The sequence below is a fragment of the Algoriphagus halophilus genome (assembly GCF_900129785.1).
Lineage (GTDB): Bacteria > Bacteroidota > Bacteroidia > Cytophagales > Cyclobacteriaceae > Algoriphagus > Algoriphagus halophilus.
Genome location: NZ_FSRC01000001.1, coordinates 177,919 through 190,123, shown reverse-complemented (window position 1 = coordinate 190,123; position 12,205 = coordinate 177,919). Strand labels below are relative to the sequence as shown.

The 12,205-nt window shown below is 39.5% G+C and carries 9 protein-coding genes; 3 read left to right on the top strand and 6 right to left on the bottom strand.

Annotated elements, in window-relative coordinates; all coding sequences use genetic code 11:
- Positions 1–95: 95 nt before the first annotated feature.
- Positions 96–917, top strand: coding sequence for an aminotransferase class IV (locus tag BUR11_RS00880; RefSeq protein ID WP_074222965.1), 822 nt, complete (start codon positions 96–98; stop codon positions 915–917).
- 13 nt (positions 918–930) lie between these two features.
- Here the strand turns inward: BUR11_RS00880 and BUR11_RS00875 are convergent, their stop codons facing one another.
- The 5 genes from BUR11_RS00875 to BUR11_RS00855 are packed head-to-tail and all read right to left on the bottom strand — an operon-like array spanning position 931 to position 7,935.
- Positions 931–1,368, bottom strand: coding sequence for a hypothetical protein (locus BUR11_RS00875; protein WP_074225040.1), 438 nt, complete (start codon positions 1,366–1,368; stop codon positions 931–933).
- Between the two features lie 33 nt (positions 1,369–1,401).
- Entirely contained in the window at positions 1,402–2,643 is a 1,242-nt protein-coding gene (locus tag BUR11_RS00870) for an ABC transporter permease (protein WP_074222964.1), read from the bottom strand.
- Complete coding sequence (locus tag BUR11_RS00865; protein WP_074222963.1) at positions 2,640–3,272, bottom strand: ABC transporter ATP-binding protein; 633 nt, start codon at positions 3,270–3,272, stop codon at positions 2,640–2,642. The genes BUR11_RS00870 and BUR11_RS00865 overlap by 4 nt, the downstream gene beginning before the upstream one ends.
- Before the next feature lies 1 nt (position 3,273).
- The gene (locus BUR11_RS00860) at positions 3,274–4,449 is read right to left on the bottom strand and encodes a hybrid sensor histidine kinase/response regulator (protein WP_074222962.1); all 1,176 of its coding nucleotides are present in this window, start codon (positions 4,447–4,449) and stop codon (positions 3,274–3,276) included.
- Between the two features lie 51 nt (positions 4,450–4,500).
- The gene (locus BUR11_RS00855) at positions 4,501–7,935 is read right to left on the bottom strand and encodes a sensor histidine kinase (RefSeq protein WP_074222961.1); all 3,435 of its coding nucleotides are present in this window, start codon (positions 7,933–7,935) and stop codon (positions 4,501–4,503) included.
- A 131-nt stretch (positions 7,936–8,066) separates the two neighbouring features.
- On the opposite strand from BUR11_RS00855, the gene sucD reads away from it, so the two are divergent.
- A complete protein-coding gene (gene sucD / locus BUR11_RS00850) occupies positions 8,067–8,948 on the top strand; it encodes a succinate--CoA ligase subunit alpha (protein WP_074222960.1) in 882 nt (293 codons plus the stop codon).
- A 177-nt stretch (positions 8,949–9,125) separates the two neighbouring features.
- Positions 9,126–9,545, top strand: coding sequence for a hypothetical protein (locus tag BUR11_RS00845; RefSeq protein WP_143185786.1), 420 nt, complete (start codon positions 9,126–9,128; stop codon positions 9,543–9,545).
- Positions 9,546–9,626: 81 nt separating this feature from the next.
- On the opposite strand, the gene BUR11_RS00840 is transcribed toward BUR11_RS00845, so the two are convergent.
- Complete coding sequence (locus BUR11_RS00840; RefSeq protein WP_074222958.1) at positions 9,627–12,071, bottom strand: zinc-dependent metalloprotease; 2,445 nt, start codon at positions 12,069–12,071, stop codon at positions 9,627–9,629.
- Positions 12,072–12,205: the final 134 nt, after the last annotated feature.

Below are 12,205 nucleotides of genomic sequence, written 5' to 3'. Positions count from 1 at the left end.
TATTCTTTTTTAAATCTAAAAAGTTAAGAGGTTTTAAAAAGTTAAAAATATATCAAAGTATCCTGTAATTTTGAAGACCCTTAAAATCTATCCACATGAAACCATTTTGCTTTGCTGACGGCAATATCATCGATTCCTCAAAGGCGCAAATTCATCCCATGGACCTGGGATTAATCAGAGGCTATGGGATTTTTGATTTCTTTAGGTCAGTAAATTATACTCCCCTTTTTTTAGAGCATTACCTTGATCGATTTATCGGCTCGGCAGAAAAAACATTTTTACCTCTTTCTTATTCCAGAGAAGAACTCAAGCAGATCATCAAAGAACTGACTGACAAAAACGACATGGAGCAAGGAGGTTTCAGAATGCTTCTAACGGGCGGCATCTCTGAAAACCATTTCTCTCCGGCAGAAGGAAAACTGTTCATCTTCCCAGAATCCTTAATATTCCCAAGCGAAGAGAAATATAATAAAGGCATCAAACTATTAAGCCTGAATTACATCCGGCCTATTGCCGACATCAAAACCACCAACTATGCCCTTTCAGTCTGGGATAGTATGCGATGGAAAAAAGAAGGAGCAGAAGATGTTTTGTACCATCACAATGGCTATGTGAGTGAAAGCTCGAGAAGTAATTTTTTCATTGTCAAAAATGGCACAGTGATCACACCTGATAAGGATATTCTTCTCGGGATTACCAGAAAACATGTCCTTCAGTTAGTAGACAAGGTAGAAATCAGACCTGTTACACTGGCTGAATCGCTTGAGGCGGACGAAGCATTTATCACGAGTACCACCAAAGTTTTATTACCGGTTACCCAAATTGATCAACATACCATTGGAAATGGAAAACCTGGGCCAGTATCAATGGATATATTGAAAAAGTTCAGAATATTGGAAAAAGAGATGTCCCTTTAAAGAGGGACATTTTTTATTCCGAAATCAATTTAGCATCCTTCAAGATATACATTAGTTTTTCTGGGTCATTCCCATTTAAAACCAATTTCCCCCTTACTTTTACTCGTTTAGAAGTGTATTTAATTGGGTCTGTTAGCATCACCTCCATCACCGTTTCAGGGCCTCCTGAGCCACAGAAAAAACATTCCGCCAATGGCAGACTGGATAAAATTATATGCTCCGGCTTAAACATCCCTTCAAAAGGAATAATATATCCGTCTGCTTCTACTACAGTACCCTCTAGTTTTTTTGACTCGTCTGAAAAGACAGGGACATAAAGCTCTCCAAATTGATCTTCGCTTATCTTATAAGAAACTTCGGAAAGACTTCGCCACACATTTTTCTCCTGCGCAAAAGAAGTCGCAGAATAACACAAGAATAATCCTACAAAAACAAACCCTAATTTCTTCATCATTTTACCCTTCATTAATAATTATTATGCTAATTAAGCCTTTGTAAGCTGCTTTGCAATACTTGTTTGATAAGCAGCAATTGCAGGAATGACAGAGGCTAATATACCCACCATTAACGCATAAGCTACTATCCAAAGTTCTGATTTTAAGAAAATCCATGGCTGAATACTTACCATTACGCCTGATTGATTTTGAGAAATCAGGAGAGCCAAGAAGCCATGCCCCATTAAAATCCCCAACACCGCTCCTAAAAAAGTAAGGATAAACCCTTCCAGAAAGATCAAAAGCAATAATTGTAAACGTGTGGCTCCAATGGCCCTTAAGATCGCCAAATCATACTTTCTTTCTTTGAGGGAATTGTACAAAGCGATGAAAATCCCAAGGCCAGAAATCCCAATTAATACAAAAGCTAATCCCTTAAGCATGCTGATTCCCACTCCCAATAATTCAAAAAGCCTGGATATTTCAAAAGTAGGAGAAGCTGCCTGCATCTTGGTTCGTGAATTCACAAATCTGGGAAGCTGAATGGCTGCCATCGGGTTTCGATATTGAACCAGAAGGGAGGTGATTTCTTTCCCTTCATCCCCTGCTGCCTTAGGAAGACCATGCAAAGTAACCTCTGAATCAAGCATAGGTTCATGATCTTCAGCCTCAACTTCCTCTTCATGTGTATACCAAACTGATTCAATACTGGTCAAGATCAATCGATCAATCACATTCCCTTTGGGCTTTAAAATGCCTACAACTTTGAAATAATTAGCATCATGGTCATGGCTTCCTTCGCTAATTCCATGACTTCCCATAAACTCATCCCCTGTATCCAATCCAAGCTTCAAGGCTGCCTCTGCTCCAATTACGACTTCAAAAGGCTGGGTCCATGAGGTCCCGCTTTCAAAATCCACTTGATAAAGTTCCAGATAATCCAAATTAGTCCCTACAATTCTAAATCCCTGGTAATTATCTCCCAGGGCCAAAGGAATGGTACTTTTCACCAATCTGTTTCTGGTCAAAGACTGAGCATCATTTAAAGAAATATTTCCTGTAGGAAAGTCGATATGATAAACGCTTGAAAGTATAAGCTGCAATGGGCTTCCCTTTGCTCCCACGACTAAATCAATCCCTTCAGCATCTTGATTCATTTTCTTTTCCAACTGATCTTGCATCAGTAAAAGAACTGCAATAATGGCAAGCCCCAAGGCCAACAACAATACATTCAACCCGGTGGAGAAAGGTCTAAAAGTCAAATATTTCCAACTCAGCTTGAATAAATTCATGAGGCCTTTACTTCCATAAAATTCGAAATATGATTTTTCACCCGCTGATCATGGGTCACGATAATCATGGCAGCTCCAATTTTACTGGATTGCTCTTTCAGTAATTGAATGACCTTTTCTGTGTTTTCATCATCCAAACTGGAGGTGGGCTCATCAGCCAGGATCAATTTTGGTTCATTCGCCAATGCTCTTGCGATGGAAACCCGCTGAGCCTCTCCTTCACTAAGTGTTAACACCGAGGCATTTTTTCTATGCGAAAGCCCTAAATCCTCTAAAAGTTGCTCCAGCCTCTCATTCTTTTTCTTTCCAAAAAAATTAGCCATTCGAAGGTTATCCAACACTGAAAGTGGTGCTAATAAATGAGGTTTTTGAAATACGATTCCAATATTTTGCCCTCTAAACAAATCCAGTTTCTGGCCTGTATAATCAGAAAAAGGTTGATTCCCTATCTGAATCTGGCCTTGGTCCGGCTTGGCTAAACCGGCCAATAAATTGAGCAAGGTAGTCTTCCCACTACCCGATTTTCCCAGCACCAATAAACTCTCTTTTTCATTTAACTGAATATCTTCAAAATAGAGTGTTTTTTGCCCTGAATAAGTAAAGGATAAATTCTTTGAACTTAGCAGCATATTATTCTACGGGGATGGACACATAAAATGTCGTCCCCTTATTTTCAACACTCTCAAAGGTAATCTCTCCTTTTAAAACCTCCACACATTTTTTGACAATGGACAGTCCAAGACCTGAACCTTCTATTATTCCTACATTATGTGCTCTGAAAAATCGGTCAAACAATTGACCTTGTTCCTTTTTAGGAATACCAATACCATGATCAGTAAAGGATGCTTTCAATTGATTGTCTTCAAATTTCAGGGAGAAATTCACTACTTGCCCATCTTTTGAATACTTCACAGAGTTCGACAATAAATTCTCAAACACCTGATATAAAAGATCATAATCGGAAACAATGGTTTTGGGCAATTCTCCAAGAGTGGTTTTAATAGTAACACCATTTTCAACCCCTGCTTTTACGGTATCCAGCACTTCTTTGACAAAAGCACCTAAAAACATCTTCTTTGGTTTATACTTCATCTTATCAGCATCTGCTTTCCCAAAGAACAAGACACTTGTCAGCAAATTATTCAATGCCCTTACTGAGTTTTCGATTTTGGAGGCATGCTTACTTATTTTCAGTTTGAAAGGATGATCTTTTTCCGCGTAGATCTGAAGTAGCTGAGCTGAACTCAATATGGAGGTAAGAGGTGTTTTGAATCCGTGGGAAACGTTGAGCACAATTCGGGATTTTAATTCATTGATTTCTCGTTCTTTTTCTAAAGCTTTGGTCAGTTCCTTATTAGCCTCATGAAGATCCGCTGTTCGTTGCCTTACTTTTTCCTCCAGTTCATTGTTGAGTTTTTGAAGTTCCTTTTCTTTTCGGTCCTTGAAAATGGCCAGTTCGATCACCATATTCAATTCCCTGATATTAAAAGGCTTAATCACATAAGCACTGGGATTCGTTCCTACCACCTTGTTTAGTGTTTCTGCATCAGAGCTGGCACTTAAATAAACAACCGGGATATCATACTTTTCATTGACAATCTCGGTGGTTTTAATACCGTCCAGCTCACCAGCCAAATTGATGTCCATCATCACGATATCTGCGATATTTTCTTCTAAAATATCCAAGGCCTTTTCTCCAGAATCAGCAATTCCAATGATATCATGATTATTTTTCTCTAGTGCTCTTTTTAGCAATAAAGCAGATACTGAGTCATCTTCAACGATGAGGATTTTTAAACTAAACATTCGAATTAATAGGGGGCGTAAAACTAATCAAGTCTGAAAATACAAAAATTATTAATCTGGCAATGGGATTTCTAAAGTGACGGTGGTACCAGTGTCTTTTGAACTCTGAATGGAGATTTCACCATTGAGTAAGGTTACTAAGTTTTTAGTGATATTTAAACCCAACCCTGTCCCCTCATATAAACGCTGATTTCCCGTACTTTCCTGCTCAAATGGCTGAAACGCTTTTCTTAGAAACTCTTCAGACATTCCAACTCCTGAGTCCTCAATGGACAAAATCATATTATTTTTTCGCTTATCTACCGTCAATTTGATTTCTCCCTGATCCGTATATTTAATGGCATTACTGATCAAGTTATTCAAAATCATCTCTATAAATCGCTTATCAATTTTACCTATGAATGGACTTTTTAGAAAAGAAGTCTTCAAAACCAATCCCTTTCTCAGGGCAAGATTTTTAAGAGGAGTCACGATGGTGGCCAAGTATGAATTAATATCTACTTGGGTATACATCACATTCATCTTATTAGCCTCTATCTTGGCAATGTCCAACAGGGATGTAATAGTGTTCAAAAGCCTTTCACCACTCTGCAATATGATATCCAATTGAGAAATGAGTTCAGCATCATCTTTTCTCATCATCATAATGTGCTCTGTCCCTCCCAAAATCCCATTCAGGGGTGTCCGTATTTCATGACTGATATTGGAGAGCATGCTGGTTTTATATCGATTGGCCTGCTCCGCCTTATCTTTAGCATCACGTAATTTTTGCTCAATGGCCTTTTTGGAGGAGACATCTCTAAATACACTCAAAATCAAATTTTTCCCTTCGAAGTTCTCTTGAATCAAGATAGAAAAGACTTCCATCTCCAGATCACCCGACTTCCAAGGAACCGTACTTTCATACGTAAAGCCTTCATACTTTCTTTTAAGTACACGTTTTAAAAATGAGCTGATGTATTTCGTGAAATACTCAGGGTAACTGAAAAGATCAATTACCTGTGTGTTTTCAAGCTCGGATACTTCCATTTTTACAATTTGGGCAAAGCTTGGGTTAACCGTCACGATTTTCCTTCCATCAATCGTCAGCATCAAGCCATCTTTAGAGCTTGTCCACACATTCTTAAACTGAACCTCAGCAATTTGTTTTTCCTTGGATTTCTGATCGAATGCGGATTTCAACACCCCTACTCTTTGAAACTGCCTAAAAAATGTACTGATCAAAATCCCTAAAGCAATCAGGAATAGGACCCAAAGCAAAATAAACCAAGTCTGAAGATATATGGGTTTTTGAATTGAAAAAGGAGCAGATGTCACGGTTTTGGAAAAATTCTCTCCTTCATAGGATGCTTTCAATTCAAGCTGATAATTCCCATAAGGTAAATTTGTGAAATATAATGCGGTGGATTTAGGATCTTTGATGATTGACCAATCATTTTCTGGATTTAAACGATAATACACCCATAGATCCTTGGTTTGATTAAATCCAATCGCCGAGTAATCTACCTCAAAGGAATTTTTCTCATAGGGAAACTCAAGCTCTTCATCCGGATTTAGGCGTTCCCCATCCAAAACTATTGAGTGGTAAATCACACTTGGTGATCCATTTGAATTATAATTTTCACCTGAAAAAAACAATGAAATACCTTTCAGTGTCCCTATCATAATTCTTCCTTGAGAAGCTTCCAGCAAAGCACCTCGGTTGATTTCATTTCCAATTAACCCGTTTTTTTCATTGAAATGATTCAGGGTATTGTTTTCTATTAAGAACACTCCATCATCTGTCCCCGCCCATAGTCTTTCGTAGCTATCCTTCAACAAGGCATATACTGGCCTTGAAATACTCTGTCCATCAATTCTAAATGGTTTCATTTCTCCATCTTCTAGAATCTTTAAACCTGATTCAGTAGCAAAAAGGATTCGATTGGGCTCTAGTTCCAAAAAATCATAGCCATCACTCACCAACATCCGATCATTTTCATGAAATGATTTTTCATTGGAAGTTTGACTAGCCTTCATCACCACAATTCTTCCATCTGAAAGCTTCCCAGCTTTTCTCATGTAAAAAATCCTGTTATTCAATAGGGCACTTACTTCCTCGCGGATATCATGATCATAAATTTTGGAAGATGGGCTATGGATGGAAGAAATGTAAATATTACCAGGACCAGTGATGATGAGTGAATCTCCTTCTACTTTCACAAAGGAAATATTTACCCCAGGAGGTGGTTGTATTAAGTTTATTTTGCCTGACTGAATATTATATTTTCCTACTCCTCCCCAATTGGAAGAAAACCAAACGGTTCCCTGACCATCATTATTAAAATTGACGATGCGCTGGGTCGGATTTCCATCAGGGAAAGGGTCCCTATAGATCGTTTCCACGGCAAGCCGAGAATACTTTTGTATCCCATTATTGAACCCATACAAATATTCACCGTTTCCTAGATTTCCAATGGCTGTTACTTCCTCTGCCAATAAATCTCCTTGCCCTATTCCATAATTCTGAAAAACCAGGCTATGGAAATTCACCAGTCCCCTACTCGTCCCTACCCATAATATCCCTTCCCTATCAATCATGCCTTTATGGATTGCATATACTCTCAGCTCACCTCTCAGATCAATCATTAAGGGGTATTTGTATTTTTCAGAAAACTTGAATAATTGGGAATTGAAATGATAAAAGATGGCATCTTGGTCGAAAAAAAGATCATAAAAGTCCAAGGAGGAATATTCTTGTTCAGAAAAATTCTTGTCCAGTATTTTTTCAGGAATAAGTGGATTCTTCCCTTCTGCCAAATATTCTCTTCCCAAAAAATAATACATTTTCTGGGCCTCATTCCATTTGACCAAAAATGGAGAAGATGGTAAAGAAATGCCTTCCAATTCCTTTGAAATCAACTCATCTCCCGAAAGAGCAAAAACTCCTTTTTCAAAAAACAAAAGAATCTCCCCCCTAAAAATCAGGATCGAACCTAATTGCCCTTCCTTCTCAAAATTCCTATCTAACTCAAAGATTACTTTATTGGATGAATCCCATGCGATCAATTGGTATTTGGTATCTAAGAAATACTGAGTCTCATGCCCCTTCCCCATAGAAAAAAGACTAATCCCAGAGCTGAATTTCTCATTAAACTTCACAGGAAGATCAACAAACTCCCAGCTCCCATACCCTCCTTTTACTAATTTGGGTAAACCATTGGAATTATAAAGCCATATGATCCCATTTTCGTCTTTATGAATCGAAATTCTATAATTGAATTCCTTCAAAATCGAGTCGGGTAATGGAAAAGTCTCAATCCCATCGGAATAATAAATTCCCATTGGAGTAGAAAACCACATCCTACCCAACGTGTCCTGTTCCATCTGCAGAACATTTTGGACAGGGAGCTCTACGCCCTTTGGTTGAGAGTTGTATTTGAAATTCTGAGCTCTTCCCAGAACAGTCAATCCAAAACAAATAAGAAGAGTGAGGAATAATCTCATTTAATAGGCGTAATTTGGGAGACTAAGATAAAAAAAGAATTGCGTCGTCAAATTCACTAGATAATGTTCTTCATTTCTTTTGTCAGCGAGCCGATTCTTTTATTTTTGTGCCAAACTTTAGAAATCGCATCATGAGTGTACTAGTAAATAAAAATTCCAAGGTGATCGTACAAGGGTTCACCGGGTCGGAAGGCTCTTTTCACGCACAGCAAATGATCGAGTACGGAACAAACGTAGTCGGTGGTGTAACTCCGGGAAAAGGTGGATCTACCCATTTGGACAAACCTGTTTTTAACTCTGTAGAAGAAGCCGTTCAGAAGACTGGTGCTGATACATCCATCATTTTCGTGCCACCAGCTTTTGCTGCTGACGCGATCATGGAAGCTGCTGATGCGGGGATCAAAGTAATCATTGCAATCACGGAAGGCATTCCTGTCGCAGATATGATGAAAGCTAAGCCTTACATCAAAGAAAGAGGAGCTACCCTAATTGGACCAAACTGCCCAGGAGTGATTACTCCAGGAGAAGCTAAAGTGGGTATCATGCCAGGTTTTGTATTCAAAAAAGGTAGAATCGGTATTGTATCCAAGTCAGGTACTTTAACTTATGAAGCTGCTGATCAAGTTGCCAAAGCAGGATTAGGTGTTTCTACCGCTATTGGTATCGGTGGTGACCCTATCATTGGAACTTCTACCAAGCAGGCGGTACAGTTACTAATGGAAGACCCTGAAACTGATGCGATCGTCATGATCGGTGAAATCGGTGGGAACTACGAAGCAGAAGCAGCAAAGTGGATCCGTGAAACTGGAAACAAAAAACCTGTAGTAGGATTTATTGCTGGTCAGACAGCGCCTCCGGGGAGAAGAATGGGACACGCTGGTGCCATCATCGGTGGAGCAGATGATACTGCTGCTGCAAAAATGAGAATCATGAAAGAAAATGGAATTCACGTAGCAGAGTCTCCAGCAGAGATCGGTGCTACCATGGCGAAAGCTTTGGGTGTGGATGCTTAAATGCCATTAGATATCAGATTTAAGATATATGATTTAGGAAGCCGCTTCGATTATTTCGAAGCGGTTTTTTTATGCCCCCCTCGATCAGAATTGAATTGGGTATCTATTTTTTATATAATTCTCAAATTCACTAAATTTTATTGTCTAATAACTCCACTATCAAACTTTTATACACTGATGAAAGACCATCTAATGCCTCGGAACATTCTCTTTTTTGTATTTACTATTTTCATGCCCCTATTGGCTTATTCCCAATCAGAAATCCAAACCAAAAAAATCAATTTTGAAAAAGGAAAATCGGAAATTACGATAGAAGATTTCATTAAAGGAGACCAGATTATTGATTACATCCTCAATGCCAAAGCGGGTCAGAAAATAACGGTCCATCTTACCACCTCCAATTCTGCCAATTACTTTAACCTAATGGCTCCGGGTGAAGAGTATGTAGCATTTTATAATTCTTCCATGGGAGAAAACAACTATGAGGGTGTTTTGGAAAAAAGTGGGGATCAAAAAATCAGAGTATATCTGATGCGGAGCGCTGCCAGAAGAAATGAGGTTGCCGACTTTAAAATCCACGTTTCAATTACTCCTTAAGTGCTCGTCACTTTAGAACAAAAAAGCCTTTCCAGAAGTCTGGAAAGGCTTTAGTAAAATCAGTAAATCATTTAAATTTTTCTATTCCGCACTCAACAAGGTGTCTATCAATGCATCAATATCACGAAGGTGGAACTGAACAATTCCTGCCCGGTATCTGGAACTAGCAGCTCTGGAAGAGGCCTGGATTGCCTTTAATTCCGCTCTAGCAGCAGCACTTACATCTGACCTTCTTCTCTCATCCTGTTTCATCAATGCAGCAAGTCGCTCCACATGGGCTCTTTGCAAATTTCTCCTAAACGCATCAATGTCCTTTGCTCCTGAAAGTTCAGACCAAAGCCCCTTTCTCAAATCACTCAACATCGCTGTCATCGAATAAGCTTCCGCTCCATTTAAGGCTTCATTTTCTATCATTCGCTCCAATCGATCTTTGCGAAGTAAACTACTTAATAATCTGGATTGCATATTTTCAATCGCTTGAATTGCCTTGGTAGGCTCCAGGTTATCCAGGATTTCCTTTTGTAACAGCCAATCAGGGGTCGTAAATACATCTTCATTCAGGAACTTCATCGATTCCAACTGCTCTGATTTTGCAATGGGAGTATAAGTGGCCCCAGCTTGATCGGTTGTCTTCAGCTCTTCATAGACTCCGCCTACATTGGTGATCACATGTCCTGCAAATCGAGTCCAAACCCCGATCAATTCCCCGTACAATTCTTCCAAATCTGCATAATTATCTCCGGGAGTTGCGGTCCACTTAGCCAAGTTTGGCGCTACTATTTTCAGGTTCGCTAAACCATATCGGCTAGCTTTAACGGGATCATCTCCTACGGATTCTGTTTGGGAGCTTGGATCAAATGAATTCCCTCCACCAAAGAGGTATTTAGGATCTCCTGCTTTTTCTCTGATCCAACTATCCAGTGTTGCTTTTTCCTCTTCCGCTGAATTGGCATCTGGTAAATATCTATAGCCCCAATTAATCGCATATTCATCATAAGGGCCTAGCATACGAACCCATCTTACCCCCTCGTCCCCAGGCTGAGCCACATAATTGTACCGGGTGTAATCCATGATGGTAGCTGCCAATCCCCATTTCTGAGTAAAAGTAGCTGAACGCAAAGAATCCGTAGGATAGGCATAAGAAGCTTTCATATTGTGTGGTAAACCCAAAGCATGTCCCACTTCGTGAGAGATCACTCTTCTCATCATTTCTCCAATCTCTTCTTCAGGAGTATCCAAAGTTCTGGCAGAAGGATTTGCCGCACCTGTTTCAAGCATATATCGGTTACGGTAGGATCTCAGGTGGTTGTGATACCAAATAATATCACTTTCAATGATTTCTCCGGAACGTGGATCAGAAACACTAGGTCCTACCGCATTTCTGGTGGTAGATGCCACATACCTGACCGTAGAATACCTGGCGTCCTCTGGACTCCAATCAGGATCTTCTTCCTTGGTGGGAGCATCTTTCGCTACAATTGCATTTTTGAATCCTGCTGCCTCAAAGGCTACTTGCCAATCTTCAATACCTTGTCGGAAATAAGGTCTCCACTTTTCTGGAGTCGCAGGATCCAGGTAATAAACAATCGGTTTTACCGGTTCCACCAACTCTCCTCTTGCATAGGCTTCAGGATCTTTTGGTTCCAATCTCCATCTTCGGATATAACTTTTTACATCTGACTTTAACGCCTCAGAACCATAATCAATTTGACGTATGGTAAACCAACCCACTCGCTCATCATAAAGCCTAGGCTGCATCGGAGTTTCAGGAAGAAGGTACATGGATTGACTCATCTCCATCGAGATGGTACCTGTCCTGGAATTGGAAGGAGGGGCGGTAGCATTATAAGTCATATCATGTCTTACCTCAATATTCTGAGGGAAACTTGCCATCCTGCTAATGAAACTTCTGCTTCTATCCAGGTTTCTAACTTTATATGTTTTCCTCATATTATCTGATAAACCACTCAAAGCAGGGTTGTCAGAAAGGAATAGGTCACTTACTTCAATCAGGGCAGCAGTTGAATCCGGATTAAACCCTTCAATTTTAAAAGCAGCCAAAATCGGATCATAGTTATTAGCCTGAACAGACAATTGTATCGGTAAAGAATCGCTGGCAACATTTGTAAAAGAAATCGACCTTAAATGAATGTTGTTTTGAACTCTGGACCATCTTACCACTTGTTCATTGCTTTTGGAGCCAGCATTCATATAACCCCCACCTAATCCTGCAGCAATTTTTGAAATCCTACTGACCAACAACATGTCCGCGTTCAATAGATCAAAGGGAATTTCATAATAATACTTCCCCCCAACAGAATGAACCTGAAACAAACCTTCATCTGTAATGGCCTCCTCGGTAACTAATTCACTGTATTTTTTAAATGGACTCTTTTTGGTAGGTTTTGGAGCTGGTGTCTGTTTAACCGAAGTCGCTTGCTCCTTCTTTTTGTTCTTTTTCTGACCATAGGCTGTCACCGAACAGACCATGAGCAAAAGGATTAATAATCTTGAACTATTTTTCATGGGATGGTAAATAAAAACAAGGAGGAAATTAGAGTAGACATGAGTAGAAAACAAGGAGACCTTTATGATCGGTAAATCCATTTTTGAAGACATTTGTTGCTAACCTCAATTTTTAACTGTTCTATTCCTTACCT

What these genes read in the sequence shown, in the direction of transcription:
- BUR11_RS00880 (WP_074222965.1), top strand. Translation starts at nt 96, where the DNA reads ATGAAACCATTTTGCTTTGCTGACGGCAATATCATCGATTCCTCAAAG.
- BUR11_RS00875 (WP_074225040.1), bottom strand. Translation starts at nt 1,368, where the DNA reads ATGAAGAAATTAGGGTTTGTTTTTGTAGGATTATTCTTGTGTTATTCT.
- BUR11_RS00870 (WP_074222964.1), bottom strand. Translation starts at nt 2,643, where the DNA reads ATGAATTTATTCAAGCTGAGTTGGAAATATTTGACTTTTAGACCTTTC.
- BUR11_RS00865 (WP_074222963.1), bottom strand. Translation starts at nt 3,272, where the DNA reads ATGCTGCTAAGTTCAAAGAATTTATCCTTTACTTATTCAGGGCAAAAA.
- BUR11_RS00860 (WP_074222962.1), bottom strand. Translation starts at nt 4,449, where the DNA reads ATGTTTAGTTTAAAAATCCTCATCGTTGAAGATGACTCAGTATCTGCT.
- BUR11_RS00855 (WP_074222961.1), bottom strand. Translation starts at nt 7,935, where the DNA reads ATGAGATTATTCCTCACTCTTCTTATTTGTTTTGGATTGACTGTTCTG.
- sucD (WP_074222960.1), top strand. Translation starts at nt 8,067, where the DNA reads ATGAGTGTACTAGTAAATAAAAATTCCAAGGTGATCGTACAAGGGTTC.
- BUR11_RS00845 (WP_143185786.1), top strand. Translation starts at nt 9,126, where the DNA reads ATGAAAGACCATCTAATGCCTCGGAACATTCTCTTTTTTGTATTTACT.
- BUR11_RS00840 (WP_074222958.1), bottom strand. Translation starts at nt 12,071, where the DNA reads ATGAAAAATAGTTCAAGATTATTAATCCTTTTGCTCATGGTCTGTTCG.